14 protein-coding genes are annotated in these 16,272 nt (G+C 71.0%); 6 read left to right on the plus strand and 8 right to left on the minus strand.

The features are described 5' to 3' along the window. Window positions 1–204: 204 nt before the first annotated feature. The 4 genes from ACI784_RS08945 to ACI784_RS08960 all read right to left on the minus strand — a co-directional run bounded on the left by ACI784_RS08945 (window position 205) and on the right by ACI784_RS08960 (window position 5,586). Window positions 205–1,620, minus strand: coding sequence for an MFS transporter (locus ACI784_RS08945; RefSeq protein ID WP_457013190.1), 1,416 nt, complete (start codon window positions 1,618–1,620; stop codon window positions 205–207). 96 nt (window positions 1,621–1,716) lie between these two features. Next, the gene (locus ACI784_RS08950) at window positions 1,717–3,651 is read right to left on the minus strand and encodes a flavin-containing monooxygenase (RefSeq protein ID WP_457013191.1); all 1,935 of its coding nucleotides are present in this window, start codon (window positions 3,649–3,651) and stop codon (window positions 1,717–1,719) included. Between the two features lie 73 nt (window positions 3,652–3,724). Then, window positions 3,725–4,612: an alpha/beta fold hydrolase gene (locus tag ACI784_RS08955; protein ID WP_457013192.1), complete on the minus strand. Its 888-nt coding sequence runs from the start codon at window positions 4,610–4,612 to the stop codon at window positions 3,725–3,727. Window positions 4,613–4,614: 2 nt separating this feature from the next. After that, window positions 4,615–5,586, minus strand: a complete 972-nt coding sequence (locus ACI784_RS08960) for an ABC transporter substrate-binding protein (protein WP_457013193.1) — start codon at window positions 5,584–5,586, stop codon at window positions 4,615–4,617. Window positions 5,587–5,915: 329 nt separating this feature from the next. Here ACI784_RS08960 and ACI784_RS08965 point away from each other — a divergent pair, with 329 nt between their 5' ends. Beyond that, window positions 5,916–6,572 carry a PadR family transcriptional regulator gene (locus ACI784_RS08965; protein WP_456924305.1) on the plus strand — a complete coding sequence of 219 codons (657 nt, stop codon included), beginning with the start codon at window positions 5,916–5,918 and terminating at the stop codon, window positions 6,570–6,572. A gap of 504 nt (window positions 6,573–7,076) precedes the next feature. Here ACI784_RS08965 and ACI784_RS08970 read toward each other — a convergent pair. Further along, on the minus strand, window positions 7,077–7,199 hold the full coding sequence (locus ACI784_RS08970; RefSeq protein ID WP_457013194.1) for a hypothetical protein: 123 nt from the start codon (window positions 7,197–7,199) through the stop codon (window positions 7,077–7,079). A gap of 220 nt (window positions 7,200–7,419) precedes the next feature. On the opposite strand from ACI784_RS08970, the gene ACI784_RS08975 reads away from it, so the two are divergent. Together ACI784_RS08975 and ACI784_RS08980 are read left to right on the plus strand one after the other, a co-directional pair. Continuing rightward, on the plus strand, window positions 7,420–8,094 hold the full coding sequence (locus ACI784_RS08975; protein WP_457013195.1) for a maleylpyruvate isomerase N-terminal domain-containing protein: 675 nt from the start codon (window positions 7,420–7,422) through the stop codon (window positions 8,092–8,094). A 729-nt stretch (window positions 8,095–8,823) separates the two neighbouring features. Continuing rightward, window positions 8,824–9,366, plus strand: a complete 543-nt coding sequence (locus tag ACI784_RS08980) for a phage integrase N-terminal SAM-like domain-containing protein (RefSeq protein WP_457013196.1) — start codon at window positions 8,824–8,826, stop codon at window positions 9,364–9,366. On the opposite strand, the gene ACI784_RS08985 is transcribed toward ACI784_RS08980, so the two are convergent. The 3 genes from ACI784_RS08985 to ACI784_RS08995 form a co-directional block, all read right to left on the minus strand. Then, window positions 9,347–10,483: an NDMA-dependent alcohol dehydrogenase gene (locus ACI784_RS08985; protein ID WP_457013197.1), complete on the minus strand. Its 1,137-nt coding sequence runs from the start codon at window positions 10,481–10,483 to the stop codon at window positions 9,347–9,349. The genes ACI784_RS08980 and ACI784_RS08985 overlap by 20 nt on opposite strands. A 444-nt stretch (window positions 10,484–10,927) precedes the next feature. Next, entirely contained in the window at window positions 10,928–11,518 is a 591-nt protein-coding gene (locus tag ACI784_RS08990) for a DUF1349 domain-containing protein (RefSeq protein WP_457013198.1), read from the minus strand. A gap of 112 nt (window positions 11,519–11,630) precedes the next feature. Beyond that, window positions 11,631–12,557 carry a dihydrodipicolinate synthase family protein gene (locus ACI784_RS08995; protein WP_457013199.1) on the minus strand — a complete coding sequence of 309 codons (927 nt, stop codon included), beginning with the start codon at window positions 12,555–12,557 and terminating at the stop codon, window positions 11,631–11,633. A gap of 386 nt (window positions 12,558–12,943) precedes the next feature. On the opposite strand from ACI784_RS08995, the gene ACI784_RS09000 reads away from it, so the two are divergent. The 3 genes from ACI784_RS09000 to ACI784_RS09010 are packed head-to-tail and all read left to right on the plus strand — an operon-like array spanning window position 12,944 to window position 16,213. Further along, window positions 12,944–14,056: a glycoside hydrolase family 88 protein gene (locus ACI784_RS09000; RefSeq protein ID WP_457013200.1), complete on the plus strand. Its 1,113-nt coding sequence runs from the start codon at window positions 12,944–12,946 to the stop codon at window positions 14,054–14,056. An 11-nt stretch (window positions 14,057–14,067) separates the two neighbouring features. After that, complete coding sequence (locus tag ACI784_RS09005) at window positions 14,068–14,985, plus strand: U32 family peptidase (protein ID WP_457013201.1); 918 nt, start codon at window positions 14,068–14,070, stop codon at window positions 14,983–14,985. A 10-nt stretch (window positions 14,986–14,995) separates the two neighbouring features. Next, entirely contained in the window at window positions 14,996–16,213 is a 1,218-nt protein-coding gene (locus ACI784_RS09010) for an MFS transporter (RefSeq protein WP_457013202.1), read from the plus strand. Window positions 16,214–16,272 lie beyond the last annotated feature (59 nt).

The raw sequence follows: 16,272 nt of genomic DNA on the forward strand, positions 1-16,272 counted from the left end.
CCAACAGGACAGCCCGGACGGGATGCAGGCGCAGCCTGCATCCCGTCTGGCACTCCCGAGTACGGAGTCGATCGTGGCCCGGCGAGTCGCCGGCATCGTCGCTGACTGCGTTCCACCGACCGCTCTCGCCCACCGCGGGCTGGTGATCTCACGGCGGGCGAGCGACCTCGCCCTCCACGCTGGGACCACGCGGTCGGCTCGCCGTCACCCTCTGCGGCGGAGGGTCCGGTCAACCACGGTGGCGGCCACGAGCACCAGACCGGCGGTACTGAAGACCCAGCCCATGGCGTGCAGCCCGGCGTCACTGACCGAACGGGCGTAGGCGAGGCCAGTGATGCTCGTGGCCACCATCGCCCCGGTGTACTGCGCGGTGCGGAAGAGCCCGGTCGCTGCGCCCACCTGCGCGGCTGGGGCCACCCGGTAGACCACGACCTGGTTGGCGACCAGCCCCATGCCGTTGGGGAGGCCGAAGACGGCGGCCACGCACGCCAGGACGGCGATCGGGGTGGCGGAGCCCAGGACCGTCATGGCCAGGCTCCCGGCGAGGAGTCCCACGGCAGAGCCGAGCAACGGCCACAGTGGCCGCGAGCCGCGTGTCCCGAAGAGGGAGACGAGTGCGCCGACGGCGGACATGCCGAGGAGGACGGACCCGGCCGTGCTCGCCGACAGCCCCCGGCTCTCCTGCAGCCACGGCGTGAACCCGAAGAGCACGCCGTAGACGACGACGAACGTCAGGGCCACCCGCAGATAGGTCGCGACCAGCGCCGGGTTGCGGCCCAGCATCCGGACGTCGAGGAACGGGACACGGGATCGCCGCTCGACGACCACGAGCAGGACGACGCAGACCGCGAGCCCAGAGGCGAGGCACCACCGGGGGCGGGGCAGCTCGGTGAGCACGAGGAGCATCAGGGTCACCGCCCCGCTGAACAGCGCGACGCCGGGCAGGTCCAGCATCCGCCACGCGGCGGCCTGCCTCTCCCGCCGGCGCGACCGCGGCAGGTGTCGCAGCGCGAGCGCCGTCACGAGGAGACCGAGGGGGACGTTGATGGCGAACACCGCACGCCACCCGACCGTGTCCACCAGGATCCCGCCGAGCGGGGGGCCGACCGCGAGGGTCACCAGGCCGGTGGTGTTGAGCAGGCCGAGGGCCCGGGCAGGGACCTGGATCCCCAACCGGTCGGCCTGCTCCCGCACCAGGCTGACGGCGGCCGGGTAGAGCGCCCCGGTACCGAGGCCGACGACGGCACGGGCGGCCACGATCCAGCCGAAGGTCGGCCCGAGGGCACCGATGACTCCGGCGACCGCGACGAGCACGGCGCCGGCGAGGAACACCCGCCGTGGGCCGAACTGGTCTGCGAGCCGGCCCGCGACCGGCTGGCCGATCGCGCTGGACAGGTACATGACCGAGATCAGCCACGCCGTCGCCGCCGCGCCGACGCCGAACTCCCGTCCGATCGGCGACAACGCGGTCGCGATCATCGTGGAGTTGACCGGGTTCAGCACTGCGCCGACGCACAAAGGGACGAGCAGCGCCGCACCGAGGTCCGGGGTTGCGCGGACGGCCGTTCCGCCGGCCGTCCCCACCGCACCCTCCGCCCGTCGGCCCTCTCCAGTGATCACGCCGCCGTCCGCCGCACCACGTCACAGGCCACGGGGGTCGGGATGCTCACGTCGGGTCCTCACGTGCGTAGGGACGGCCACGGCTGTTGCGACCGACTACAGGAGCTCGAAGTCCTCCCGGTCGAGCTGGTGGGTGCCCTTCCAGTACTCGAGACTGTGCAGCGGCCAGTTCTGCGAGACGCGGCCGGTCGCGTTCTTGTACCAGCTGTTCACCGACGACAGTCCGTAGGCCATCGAGCGGCAGGCGGCATCGATGCGCTCGTTGAACTCCTCGAACGCGCGCCGGTCCACCTGGATGGCGTCCCGCCCCTCATCGAAGAGCATGCGGATGCACGCCAGGACGTAGTCGATCGCCGCCTCGGAGAACATGACCAGACTGCCGTTGGCGATCAGGTTCGTGTTGGGCCCGTAGAGGCAGAAGAGGTTCGGGAAGTCGGGCACGCTGATCCCGTAGTAGGCGCGCGCGTCACCGCCCCACTGCTCGTGCAGGTCGATGCCGTCACGGCCGGTCACGCTGATCGAGGACAGGAAGTCCGACGCCCGGAAACCCGTGCCGAAGACGATCACGTCCACCTCGTGAACGGTGCCGTCCACGGTCTGGAGACCGGTGGGGTTGGCCCGCGCGATGGCCTCGGTGACGATGTGGACGTCGTCGCGCTTGAGGGTCTCCATCCACAGGCCGTCGTCCCGCAGCATCCGCTTGGCGTACGGCGGGTAGGCGGGCGTCACCTTGGCCAGCACGTCCGGACGGTCCCCGAGCGAACGCTCGAGGTGAGCGAGCAGCCCCTGCCGGAGCGCCTCGTTCTTCGCCGACACCGACACCGGGTGGTCCCACTCCGGATCGACGACGGCGTACGGCCGCCGGCTGTCGATGCTGGTGAAGAACTGGTGGACGCGGAACCACCGGTGGTAGTGCGGCACGTTCGCGAACAGCCACGCCTGACCCGTGGGCAGTGAGCTGTTGTACCCCGGGCTGGGCACCACCCAGGGGGGCGTCCGCTGGAACACGGTGACCGTCTCGGCCACCTCGGCGACCTTCGGGATGACCTGGAAGGCGCTGGCGCCGGTACCGACGACCGCGACCCGTTTCCCGGTCAGGTCGACGTCCTTGTCCCACTCCGCCGTGTGCCAGGTGGCGCCCTCGAAGCGGTCGAGGCCTTCGATGGTGGGGATGTTGGGTTCGCTCAGCTGGCCGACGGCGCTGATGACGGCCTGGAACCGGAGTTCCTTAGCCGGTCGGCCGTCCGTGCGGACCCGGACCACCCACGTCCTCGTGTCGTCGTCCCACCGGGCCGACACCACCTCGGTGCGGAACCGGATGTTCTCCTCGAGCCCGAGATCTCGGGCGCAGCGTTTGAGGTAGTCCCAGATCTCCTCTCGCCGGGAGTAGTTGTCCTTCCAGTCACCCTGTTGGTAGAAGGAGTAGCTGTAGGCGAAGTTGCTCGTGTCGAGACGGCATCCGGGATAGTCGTTCGCCGTCCACACGCCGCCGAGTTCGGACTGCCGCTCGAAGACCACGAAGGGGATGCCGGCCTGCGTGAGCCGGTGGGCGGTCGCCAGACCGGACATCCCCGCCCCGATGACGGCGACGCGGAACGGGCGGTCGGGGGCGAGCTCCTGCTTGGTCCACGTCGGCGCGCTCACGTCCCGGGGGTGGCCGAGTTGGTGGAGCAGGACCGGTAGGTAGCCCTCCGGGACCGGCCCGACCATGTACTCCATGATCCGGCTGACGTCGGCGTCGCTCAGTCCGTCCGCCGCTGCGCCGGACTGCTGGCGGAGCCGCACGATGGCCTCCGCGCACATCTCCCGGGCCGCGGCCTGGATCTCCCACGAGAGGTCCTCCTCGACCCCCAGACCCACGGCCGCCGAGACCGAGCCAGGTCGGAACTCCTCACGCAGCAGGGACAGGTCCCCGCTGGCGAACGCAAGTGCGGGGATGAGGCTCGGCAGGTGTGCGTCCTTCAGGTACTCGGCCAGCCTCTCGGCGTCGACTGCACCCTCGAGCCCAGCCCTGCTGTTCGCGATCGCCATCGAAGCAACACCTTCCTTCCGTGGGTGGTGCACGGGCCGCCGGCGATCCGTGCACATCGAGGGCCGCCTGGACCTAGCCCCCGGCGCCGGCTCCCGGGTGGCGGCACGAGCGCAGGAACCCGGTGAGCACCGGCATGAGCAGTTGGGGGTGGTCGATCTGCGGCGCGTGCTTGCAGTCCAGCGTCCGCACCTGCGCGTGCGGCAGGACCGCGGTCAGGCGCTCGTGCCAGTCCGGCTCCAGCAAGGGATCACGGGATCCACGGACCAGCAGGACCGGAGTCGTCGCCCCGGCGAGCCGACCCGGCCAGCCGTCGTCCTCACGGTTCCGCACGAGGGGTTCCGGGACCGGAGCGGACACGGCTGCGAGCGCCCGGTAGTGCCCGGGGTCGGACGCCCAGGTCAGCCGCTCGGCGACCTGCGCCTCGTAGCGGTCGGTCGGATCGATCAGCAGGTCGACGATGCGCCGCAGGTCGGCTTCCGTGCCGGCCCACCGGCCCAGCTCCGCCCGCGACAGCGCCGTGCGCCACGGGCCGCCCGTGCCACAGATGCTCACGACGGACGCCAGGTCGAGGAAGCGCTCCCCCAGGATGCGCAGCGCGAGCGACCCACCGAAGGAACTCCCCACGAGGTGGGCCGGGCGCTCCACCTGCTTGGCGCGCAGGAACGCCGCCAGGTGACGCATGCGGGGCCCGTACTGGGCGCGGTCGACGTAGACGACCTTGTCCGTCCCCCCGAACCCCAGCGTGTCCGGGGCCAGGACGTGGAACTCCTCGGCCAGGTCGGCGACGACGTTCGCCCAGGTGACCGAACTGGCCCCGCCCCAGGTCCCGTCGTGGAGGAGGACGACCGGCTCAGCGGCACGCGAGCCGGCTTCCAGGTAGCGCGTGGTGATCCCGCCGGCCTCGATCCACCCCTCGTCGACGTGCGCCGGGACTGCGGTGTCCTGGCAGGTGGTGGACACCGTCACTGGTCCTCGACCAGCAGCTGCTCGACCTGGGGCTCCTCCTCGAGCAGCCCTCGCTCCCGCGCGATGCCGGCGATCTCCCGGAGCGCGTCCTGGTCGAGGTCCGACCCGAAGCCGGGCAGGGTGAGCTCGGCCGTGACCGCGGGATCGAGGTCCATGTAGGAGTCGACGGCCTCCCGGACCGCCTCGGGGTGGTCCTGCGCGAAGTCCAGGGCCTCGTTCATGGCGGCCTTGAAGGTCTCCACGAGCTCGGGGTCCTGCTCGGCGAGCGTCCCGCTGGTGAAGTAGGACGCGATGAGGGTGTCGGTCTCCGTCAGGTCGAAGGTGTAGGCGACCGGCCGCGCACCGGCCTGCTTGGCGATCGTCCCGAAGGGCTCGTACTCGGTGATGGCGTCGACCTCACCGCGCTCGAGCGCGGGGATCATGTCACTCACCGGGAGCTCCACGAGGGTGACCTTCGCCGGGTCACCGCCGGCCCGCTCGATGGCGGCGTGGACCATGACCTCGGTCAGGCTGGCGAGCGAGTTGACCGCGACGGTCTTGCCCTCGAGGTCGGCAGCGTCCTGGACGGGGCTGTCCCCGCCGACCAGGATCAGGCCCGTGCCGGCCTGCCGGCCCGGCGACGAGCTGCCATGGGTGACGGCCCGCACGTCGAGCCCCTCCTCGCGTGCCTTCAGCAGCGAGACCACGTTCCCGTAGGCGAAGTCCACCTCGCCGTTGAGGACCAACGGGAGGAGCGCGGCACCGCCACCGGAGGTGGTCTGGGGGGTCACCTCCAGCCCGTGCTCCTCGAAGATCCCCTCGCTGATCCCGAGGTAGACCGGGGCCACGTCGACGACCGTGCTGACGCCCACGGTCACGTCCTGCAGCCCGGATCCCCCTTCCCCGGCCGGGGCCGACTCTCCCTCGGTGCCGCACGCGGCCACCACCACGACCATCGCTGCCCCGAGAACTGTGAGCGCCTTGCGCATTGCCGACTCCTCAAGATGTGTGGCCGGGCGGGCCGGGTTCGGTGGGTGCACGGCGCCCCGATGTCGGGCGCCCGGGAAGTGCCAGACGCAGGTCGAGCCGCCGCCGGATCCGCGTGCCCGAGGCCTCCGCCGGGCCGCCGGACGGTCGCTCGCGAACGTCCCGAGCGCCGGCAGTGCGACGCCGAGGAACGTAACGACGGTCACACAAGTATGTCAACGCTGACATAAATCCTTACTAAGTCCTTCTAGAGCAGCCCGCGGTGCGTTAGCGTCCCGAGAGGCCGCACTCCACGCGGATCGGCCACGCTGGGCAGGAGAGGAGTCGGGCCTTGTCGCTCCGTCACGCACTGCTGGCGCTGGTCGAGGTGCGCCCCATGACCGGATACGAGCTGGCGAAGCACTTCGACGCGTCGGTCTCCTCGGTGTGGCACGCCTCCCACCCGCAGATCTACCCCGAGCTCAAGCGCTTGGAGGACGAGGGCCTTGTCGAGGCCGTCTCCACTCCCCGGGGCAACCGGGGCACCAAGCGGACGTACTCGATCACGCCGGCCGGCTGCGCCGATCTGCAGCGCTGGCTCGAGGACGTCCAGGCCCCGGTGCTGGAGCGGAACGCCGCCTACCTCAAGGCGACGTACCTGGAGTACGCCTCGTTCGAGGCGGCACGCGCACAGTTCGAGGAGCACCTGCGGCACTACCAGCGGCTGGAGCGGCAGTGGTCAGCCCACGCCGAGGACCTGCGGCGGCGGAACACGGTCCTGATGCGGGAACGGTTGCGGCGGGCACCGGAGAGCGCCCACGACGCCATCGTCGCCTACAAGACCCACGTGTACAGCGGCCTCATCGGACGGGCGCAGGCCGAGATCGAGTGGGCCGAGCGCGGCCTCGAACTCGTGCAGCAGTTGAAGGACGAGGTGGGCGCGGACTGGGAGTCACGCCTGAGTGCACCGAAGCCGCCGTCCGAGGACGTCTCCGACGCTGTCGGCTGAGGGGGCCGGTCACCGGTCCGACCCGACGACCGGCCGAGCCGGTCGACGGGTCCTGCGCCGCGGTGTCGCGCCGACTGCCGGGACCGAGCGCGGAGCTCGGCGAACTCTGGGAGGTCACCACAGGCAGCGACGAGACCGCCGCTCAGCCCGGTGTTGACCGCATGCATCTCGTGGCCGGCCGCCTGGCCGCCCTACTGCGTTCACCAGAGCCGGTGCCCTCCGCCGGCTTGCGCACGCGGTGGACGCGCTCGGGGCCGCGGCGGTCAGCGCGCCGGCCGACCACAGGCTGAGATCGCCCGGTGTCCCGTCCGCACCACCCGCCCCCGGCGACGCTCCTGTCGGCACGGCCCCTCCCCCGACCAGCAACCCGGTCGGCAGGGCATGCGCACGCCGATCGGGTCAGTCGTTGCTGACCTGCGCTGCGGAACGCGGCCGCGGGCTGGCCGGCGCGATGTCCGTGGCCAACACCCTGCGGGTCCAGCCGGGCGCGATCTGCAGCGTCGACTACTCGGCGATGATGATCGTCATCGTCGTCATCGGCGGCATCGGGACCATCGAGGGGCCGTTGCTCGGGCGCTCGTCTTCCACCTCCTCCAGGACGGCCTGGCCGACCTGGGCAGCTGCCACCTCGTCGTCGTGGGCGGTGTCACCATCGTGGTGACGCTGCTGGCCCCCGGCGGCCCGTGGACCCTGACGCGCGGGTGGGTGGAGCTGTTCCGATCGGCTACCGGTCCGACATCCGGCGCTGACGCCCACGCCGCGGGCTTGACCCGGCTCTGCCTTGACAGTGACCCCGGATGGGCAGACAGTGCGCCGCGACGGTCCAGCGCAGGGCCCGGAGGATGCCATGAGCCACGGTCAGGTCGACGCCGTCGAGATCCTCCGCCGTGAACTCGACGCCGTGGGGAGCCTCCTGGAGGCGCTCTCCGATGCCGACTGGGAACGCTCCACACGGCTGATCCCGGAGGGCGACGGTGTCCCCCGGTGGCGGGTGGCCGACCTGGTGGCGCACATCGACATCTCCATAGGCCTGACCCTCGGGCTGCTCGACAGCATCCAGGCGGGCCAGCCCGGCCGTGACCGGGCCAGCTTCTTCATCGCCGACCGCAGCCAGGTCGCCCCCGTCGTCTACGCGTACGCCGTCGGGCACGCCGCCACACACGACCAAGCCAGCCTGGTCGAGCGGACCCTTGCCACCTTCGCTGCCAGCCTGCGTGGGATCCGGCAGCACCCGCCGGACACGATCGGCTCGGGCTTCTTCGCGCTCATGCGCCTGGACGAGTGGGTGCCGACCCGGGTCGTCGAGGCGGTGGTCCACGGCATCGACCTCACCGACGCCCTGGACCGACCCATGGTGGCGACCCCCGAGGGCATCGACGTCACCGCGGCGATCCTCGACGACGTGCTGGCCCGCCGCACCGTCGCCGGTCGGCCCACGGACCTGGGGGACGCCGTCGCCTGGGTCCGCGCCGCCTCTGGCCGCGAGGCGCATCCCGACCCGCGACTCCCGCTCATCGTCTGAGCGCGACGAACGCACCTGCTGGCGAGAACCCGGGCCACCAGCACGGACGACGGACCGCACGGCGACTGTCCAACGTTTCGACCGGGCCTTGCGACTGGCCGTGGTCCCGCGGCGACGCGCTCCGAGCGGGGCGCGGACGACCGGGCCACTTGCCACACAGGTGGATGATCGGCTCGGCTCGAGCTCGGTCACCACCTCCTCGGTCGGAGGGATCCGCGGCTGCTCCACCCCGGCCCCGGGCCCCGACGGTTAGCGGCCCGTGGACCAGGCGCCCACCGTCGACCCCCCACCCCGGCCACCGCTCGACCTCACGCAACACCTCCTTCACACCTGCCAGTCACGTGCCCGGAGTTCACCGGCATCCGGGGCTGTGCTGTTCGCGCAGGCCAGACAGTTGCGGCGTTCGCCGTCGTCCGGCCCGGTACGGCCTCATTCGTATCGCGTTGCTGTTCGGGCTGCTGTAGTCCTCTCCCGCGCTCGGGCGCGTCTTTGGGTGGACACAAAGCGAGTCAGGGACGTTCCGCGACGCCGGTCACGAAGCTCGGTGTCCCTGAAGATGACCCAGGTACTCTCCGAGAGCCAGGTGGGCACCACTCATGCAGCAGAAGATGCCGGGCGAGCCGATGCGGGTCCAGCCCAGCCGCGCCAGGCGGGTGACCAGTGACGATGCATGATCCGGGCGCCGTCGACGATCTAGCACAGCGCTGACTCGCCCGATGACCTGCCGCCGTGGCCGTGCGGCGGGAAGACTTGCTGGTGTCGTTCCGACGGCACCTCCGGGCCGCCGCCAAGGCGCCGCGGACCATCGGGCTGTACTCCCAGTCAGTCCGGTACTACGGCCGCTGGCTGACCGACCGCGGCCGGGCGGCAACGCTGGACGAGCTGACCCGGCACGCGGTCGCCGCGTGGCTGGCCGAGCTGACCGAGACGTGCGAGCCCTCCAACGTCGGCACGCGACTGCCCGGGATGCGCCGGGTCTACCGCTGGCTGGTCACTGAAGGAGAACTGGAGAAGGCCCCCACCGACGGCATCGAGATCTCCAGGCCGCCTGATGAGCCGGGGCCGATCCTGACCGATGAGGAGATCGCCGCGCTTCTCAAGGCGTACGCAGTCGGGCGCGGCCGGCCCGTCTGGGGCCTGGTCCACACGCACGCCGACAGGAGGGGGTGCGTCCCTACCGCCATGTTCGTCACGCACGGGACTCGCCCGCGCACAAGCCGGCTCTGCCGCCCTCGGTTGATCGCCGTTCGCGTCAGTGATCGTGGAGGATGACACCGCGGACGTTGAGCCCGTTGCGCAGGTCCTCGTAGGCCTGGTTGACCTCGTCCAGCTTGTACGTGTTCGTGATGAGCTCGCTCAGCTTGAGCTTCCCGGCCTTGTAGTAGGTGAGCAGTCGAGGGATGTCGCGAGTCGGGCTCGAGTTCCCGAACAGGGTGCCGCGCAACACCTTGGCGTACGCCTGCATCTGAATGAGCTTGAGGGGGACGAGCGCGTCGTTCTCGCCGACACCCACGAGCACGCAGGTGCCCATCTTGCGCGTGGCGTCGAAGGCGTCGCTCACGTGCTGCGGATCGACGCGCCCAATGGTGATGATGACAACGTCTGCACCTTGGCCGTTCGTCTCGTGCTGCAGGCACGGCAGCGCCTCGTCGAGGGAAGCGAACGTATGGGTGGCACCCATGGTCTCGGCGACGTCGCGCTTCAGCTTGACCGGATCGACCACGATCACCAGGCGCGCCCCGGCATGCCCGGCCCCCTGCACGGCGTTCATGCCCACCCCGCCCGCTCCGAGGACGAGAACGACGTCGCCGGGTTGCGCCCCGCCCGCGTAGACCACGGAGCCCCAACCGGTCGTGACGCCGCAGGCGACCAGCGCTGCCTCGGCGAACGGCAGGTCATCGTCGATCTTGATGCATTGCGACTCGTGCGTCACCAAGTAGTTGGAGAAGGTCCCGAGGCGCTGCATCGCCCCGATCCCCTCTCCGGACGCCAGGTGGAAGCGCGGACTGCCGTCGAGCATCTTCCCCTCGTAGACGTCCGCGCCGGAGTCGCAGATGAACTGCCATCCGCGGGCGCACCAGTCGCACGTGCCGCACCCCGGGATGAACGCCGTCGTGACGTGGTCGCCGGGCTTGACCCGGGTCACCCCCGGCCCGACCGCCTCCACGATCCCGGAGCCTTCATGCCCTCCGACCACCGGGTACACGCTGGGCAGGTCGCCGGTGAGCAGGTGCTCGTCGGAGTGGCACAGGCCCGACGCCATCACCTTCACCAGGACCTCGTTGTCCTTGGGCGGATGGAGCTCGAGCTCCTCGACCGACCACTCCGACCCGACCTCGTGACAGACGGCTCCACGCACCTTCACGACGCGCTCCTCACCTTCGCTCATCAGACGGCAGACGCTGGGCGCTGTCCGGCGGAGCCGGCCTGTGTTCCGTCGGCCGGAGGTGCGCCGACGAGGAGAGGCACGCCGACCACTCCTGGCGCGTTTCCGAAGCTCGGAAAAATCCACCCGTATCTCGGAAGACGGACGCTAGGAGGCCGCCTGGAGCGTGTCAAGGCCACGTGTGGTCGCGGCGCGGCCACCTCCAGGCCACCGCTCGGCGAAGCGATCGGGCGCGACGCCCACGCCTGGGCGGGGCGGACCCACAGCCGACTGTCCCGTGAGCGACAAGGGTGGTGGACGACGTCGCGCCTGGCAGCAGCAGGCCGCCTACCGTGCGGACTCGGGACTGGGCCCCGCTGCCCGGTGGCGAGCCCGGACCGGCTCCATCCAGCTGGACGGCGGGATGCCCCGAAGGCACGGGACACCCTCCGCCGAGTGCGAAGAGGCTCAGTCGGGAGGCTGGTGCAGTCCCGGGTCCGCCGGCCCCGTCGACGCCCCGGTGAACGTCACCTCGAATCCTCCCCGCTCAGGGGAGCAGCAGTACGGGCCGGCGAACGCGTCCGCCCCGGCGTCGAGCGGCGCGAGTCGGATCATGATCCAGGGCTCATGTTCCACCCGAGCGCGGATGGTGATGGCATCGCCTGCGCGGCTGACTCGGAGCGTGACCTCCCGTCCCGACCAGGTCGGCACCGGAGAGGTCGACCAGTCGGAGACCGCGCGGGTGACCACGGCTCCCAGGTGAGCTGCTCCGTCGGTGAACTCCAGGCCGGCCTTCGTCCACGTCGCCTCGTCGACGCGGACCAGGATCCCGGCCTGGTCGTAGAGCTGCGTCAGGTCGCCGACGAACGAGACCTCCACGGCAGATCCGGGCGGTAGAGGCCACAGCAGTGCGTGACCGCTGTCGCGAGTGAACCCGTAGCTGGTCTGACGCCAGAAGTCGCTACCGTCTCGTGTCTTCACGACCAGGCGGCCGAGTGCGTCGATGTGGTGGAGCGGTTCGTTCAGCCATGCCCCTGAAGACCAGTCCTGCCGTGGCACGTCGTCTCCTCATCTGCAGCGGTCAGCGCAGAGCACGACCAGGTGGTCGGTGGTCTGGCCGATGATTCGTCCGGTACCCCGACCGGCTTCCGTCTCGAGACAGTTGTGGGGTTCAGCCGTGGCGCAGGCCTGCCTGGGCCACGACGAACTCGATGCGTGCAACCTCCACGTCGCGGATCGGCTGCAGCGGCGGTCGGACGTGCGGGGCATCGATCCGGCCGAGCGTCGCCAGGACGACCTTCATCCGGTTGTGCATGTCGAGGATGGGGGCGTCGTAGCAGAGCTCGGCCAGCGGCTGGATGCGATCCCAGACGCGTCGGGCCTCCGTCAGGTCCTGCTTCTCGACCGCACGCCACAGCTCGACGTGGAGGTCGGCCACGATGCTGCCGTGGCCGGACAGGATGCCGTCTGCGCCGAGCACGAGCGAGGTCAGCAATGAGCGGCTGAAGCTCGACAGGACGGCGACGTCCTTGTCCAAGCTCTTCAGCGCTCGGAGGTTCCGCTCGTAGACGACGATGTCGTTCGACCACTCCTTGACCGCGACCACGTTGTCGATCTCGGAGCAGATCCGGACCAGGGTGTCGGTGGTCAGTCGCAGGCCGGAGGTCGCCGGGTAGGCGAACGCGATGATCGGCAGCGCCGTCGCCGATGCGATCTCGGCATAGTGAGCGAAGACCATCTCGGGCCGCAGCTGCGATCCGCCCTCGAAGACCGTCGAAGGGAAGACGAGCAGAGCATCCGCGCCTGACCGTTCTGCCTCCACTGCGATCCGGGCGGCCTTCATCGAGCCGTCCTGGTAGACGCCGGAGATGACCGGCACGTCGCCGCCGGCTTCCTCGAGGACGATCTCCAGGAGCCGACGCTGCTCGTCGGCCGTCAGCGTGGCGACCTCGGAGGCGTGCGCGTTCGTCGTGATGCCGCCGATCCCGTCGAGATCGAGGAGTGCCCGGAGGTGACGACGGAGGTTGGGCTCGTCGATCTCGAGGTCCGAGGTGAACGGCAGCAGGTGGGCCGGGATGACGCCGCGCAGCGCGCGCATGGTTGCCATGGTGGAGGTGGTCCTTCCCCAGTCCGCAGGGCGGACCCGTCCGATCGACCGATTGCGCGACGGAGGTTCCCCCGCGACTCGGCCATCCGTCAACGCACGGACGTCCACCCGAGCCGGGCGGTCCCGCGCCGGCCCGCGGCCGCCCAGGTCGCACCCCTGACCCTGGGCCACGACCCCGGCTCGTCGGTGGCGGTGCGCCACGTCCAGGGCCAGACGCAGCAGTCGTCGGGGTGGACACCGGGCACCCCTCGCCTCACCGCCGTGGCGCTTGTCACCATCAGCCGACGTCACTACAGTTCCTTCACGTGGAGTCATTTTTCCAGAATACGGAATCTACGGTTGGGTATGCGGCGCGACTGGAGGAGGCGCGCGGGCTCATGCTCCAGCGGGTCGACGAGATGCTCGCCGCGGATCTGCCGGGCTTTCCCCACTGGGCCGACCCCGCGACCGGGGAGTGGCTCTGCACCGAGGACGGCGACTGGACCGGTGGCGCGTGGCCGGGGATGTTGTGGTACGCCGCGCGGACGACGGCCAACCCCCGCTACACAGCCGAGGCCCGGCACTGGTGCGAGCGGATGCGCAGCCGGGCCGGACGGGCCACCGCCTTCAAGGGCTTCGGGTTCTTCCACGGGGTCGCCCTCGGCGACGTGCTGACCGGCGACGAATCCGCCCGCGCACTCGCTCTCGAGGCGGCGCAGAGCCTCGTCGAGATGTACGACCCCGCGCTCGGGCTCATACCCCTCGGTCCGCAGGCGGAGGAGTCCCATGCCGTGGGCACGGCCTCGTCCAGCATCGACTCGCTCCAGGCAACGCCGCTGCTGATCTGGGCGTACGACGTGACCGGTGAGCCACGGTACGCCGAGGTGGCCCGCGCACACACCGCCCGTGTCCTGGACATCCATGTCCGGGCGGACGGATCGGTGGTGCAGTCCAGTGAACTCGACGCCGCGACCGGTCAGGTCCTGCACACCCACACCCACAAGGGCTTTTCGGACACGAGCACGTGGTGCCGGGCCCAGGCGTGGGCCGTCCTCTATGCCGCGGTGGCCGCGTGCCGGATGCCGGGGGATGACGTGTGGACACCCATCGCGGTGCGCGTTGCCGACTGGTGGCTCGAGTCCGTTCCTGACGACCTGGTCGCCTTCTGGGACTTCGACGACCCCCGCATCCCCGAGACGCACCGTGACACCTCCGGGACCGCGATCGTGGCCAGTGGGCTGCTGCGGCTCGGAGCCGCCCTCGGCGAGGCCGGCAGCCGCTACACCGACGCCGGCCGGCGGACCGTCGAGGCCCTGGTCGACCACCACCTGACGCCGCACCGCGCCGGGGCGGCGACGTCACCCGGCCGGCTGCTCGACGGCTGCTTCAACCCGCGCCCGGAAGCCCGGCCGCAGGACGCCGTGACCTCCGCCGAACTGATCTTCGGCTCGTTCTTCCTGTTCGAGTGCCTCCACCTGCTGACCGGGCGCGTCCCGGCCCCCCTCGTCTGATAGGAGCGACCGTGCCCGACCGCATCTCCGCCGCACTCCACGCTGCCGGACTCCCCGTGCGGGAGCAGCACCCCGACGGCGCCGCCCTGGGCCGGTTCCCGGATGGTGCCCCCTTCCACATCGAGATCGCCTCCGTCGAGGGACCCGAGGCCCTGGGCATGGTCCTCGACGCCGCGCGCGAGCACGACCTGCGCGTCCACCGGGTCAGCCAGGGCAGCGGGATGATGCTGCTCAGCGACGCCGAGATCACCGAGATGGTGTCCCTCGGCGTCGCGAACGACGTGGAGGTCAGCCTGTTCGTCGGCCCACGCGCGGGGTGGGACACCGGCATCCAGGTGTCCAGCACCAACGGCCGGGTGGCAGCCGGCTCGCTGCGGGGAGCTGACCAGCTGTGGTTCGCCCTGCAGGACATCGTCCGCGGGTGCGAACTGGGAGTGCGCAGCATCCTCATCGGGGACCTCGGGCTGCTCGCCGTCGTCCGTGACCTGCGCGCCTCCGGCGACCTGCCGGCTGACCTGGTGGTGAAGACGTCGGTGATGCTGCCCGCCGCCAACCCGGCCGCCGCCCGCGTGCTCGAGGACCTGGGGGCGAACACCCTGAACCTGCCGGTCGACCTGTCACTGGCCCAGATCGCGGCCATCCGGGCAGCGGTCGACGTGCCGCTGGACGTGTACGTGGAGGCTCCCGACGACCTCGGCGGGACGGTGCGGCACTACGACGCCGCCGACCTGGTCCGGCTCGCCGCACCGGTGCACCTCAAGTACAGCGTGCGCAACGCCCCCGGGATCTACCCGTCCGGCGGGCACCTGCGCGGGGTCGTCCTGGAGACTGCGCGGGAGCGGGTCCGGCGGGCCGCGCTCAGCATCGCGCTGATGCGCCGGATGCAGGACCTGCAGCAGTCCACGCTCACCGCTTCCCTACCCGCCTGAGGTCGACGGGATGTCCCGGCCCTCCACGTCCGCTCCGGCCGGGGTCCCGACCCGCAAGCCGACACTGCTGCCGCTGCTGCTCGCCACCTGCTGCGGGGCCCTGTTCCTCTACGCGGCCTACCTCGGGGCGGTCAGCGTGGCCCTGCCGGCGATCGGCGCCGCCTTCGGGGAGGGGTCGGCGGTGGCAGCCCGGCTCTTCCCGACCAACTTCACCGGGTTCGTCGTCGGCGTGCTGCTCTGCGGCTATCTGTCCGACCGGTGGGGTCGGCGGGCAGTGCTCCTCCTCTCGCTGTCCTGCTACGGCACCGGTCTGCTGGTGTTCGGGCTGGCCGCGACGCTGCCCGTGGCGCTGGTCGCCTCGGTGGTGATCGGGTTCGGCAGCGGAGCTCTCGAGACCGTGGCGAGTGCGCTGGCCGCCGACCTCTATCCCCACCGTCGGGCCCTCGTGCTCAACCTCGCGCACGTCGCCTTCGGGGTCGGGGCCGCCTGCAGTCCGGCACTGGCTCACGTCGCGTTGACGTCCGGGTGGGACTGGCGCGCGCTCTACCTCGTGCTGGCCGCCGCCACGGGGCTGCTGTTCCTGGCCCTGGGTGCGCAGCGACTGCCCCGAGCCGGCCGAACCACGGAGGCGGTGGACACCGAGGCCCTACGCCAGATGCTGCGCAGCCGTTGGTTCGTCGCCGTGTGCACCGGCATGGGACTGTACGTCGGCGCGGAGATCGGCTTCTTCTCCTGGCTGCCTACCTACTACGACGAGGTCGTGACCGGTGGCGACAACTGGTCCGGACTCGTGGTGACCGTCTTCTGGACCGCCATGACCGTGGGCCGGCTGGGTGCCGCCGCGGTCGTCTCCCGGGTCGATGGGCGCGCCCTGATCCTGGTCCTGTCCGCTGCCGGTGCGGTGTCCTCTGCCCTGGTCCTCGTGCCCGCACCGCTCGTCCTGACCACTGCCTGGGTCGCCTGCGCCGGCCTGGCCTTCTCCGGGCTGTTCGCCATCCTGCTCGGCGAGAGCAGCCGGGGGTTCGCCGGCATGGAGGGGACCGCCTTCGGCGGCGCCATCGCGCTCGGTGGCGTCGGCGGCGCACTCGTTCCCTGGCTCATCGGCATTGTGGGAGCCGGTCCACTCGGCTGGTCCGCTGCCCTCGGCGTCGTTCCGGTGTGCATGGCCGGAGTCAGCGCGGCGGTCTTCCTGGGAGCTCCCACGCGGTTCCGCCGGGAGCCACGGTGACGTCCCGAGCAGCACTTCGCTGCCTGTTGATGACCGTGACCCATCGGGGCCCAGCTCCA

This window comes from Geodermatophilus sp. SYSU D01186, from assembly GCF_054050215.1.

Coding starts and splice junctions, on each gene's coding strand:
- ACI784_RS08950 (WP_457013191.1), bottom strand. CDS start 3,651: ATGGCGATCGCGAACAGCAGGGCTGGGCTCGAGGGTGCAGTCGACGCC.
- ACI784_RS08960 (WP_457013193.1), bottom strand. CDS start 5,586: ATGCGCAAGGCGCTCACAGTTCTCGGGGCAGCGATGGTCGTGGTGGTG.
- ACI784_RS08975 (WP_457013195.1), top strand. CDS start 7,420: ATGAGCCACGGTCAGGTCGACGCCGTCGAGATCCTCCGCCGTGAACTC.
- ACI784_RS08985 (WP_457013197.1), bottom strand. CDS start 10,483: ATGAGCGAAGGTGAGGAGCGCGTCGTGAAGGTGCGTGGAGCCGTCTGT.
- ACI784_RS08995 (WP_457013199.1), bottom strand. CDS start 12,557: ATGCGCGCGCTGCGCGGCGTCATCCCGGCCCACCTGCTGCCGTTCACC.
- ACI784_RS09000 (WP_457013200.1), top strand. CDS start 12,944: ATGCTCCAGCGGGTCGACGAGATGCTCGCCGCGGATCTGCCGGGCTTT.
- ACI784_RS09010 (WP_457013202.1), top strand. CDS start 14,996: ATGTCCCGGCCCTCCACGTCCGCTCCGGCCGGGGTCCCGACCCGCAAG.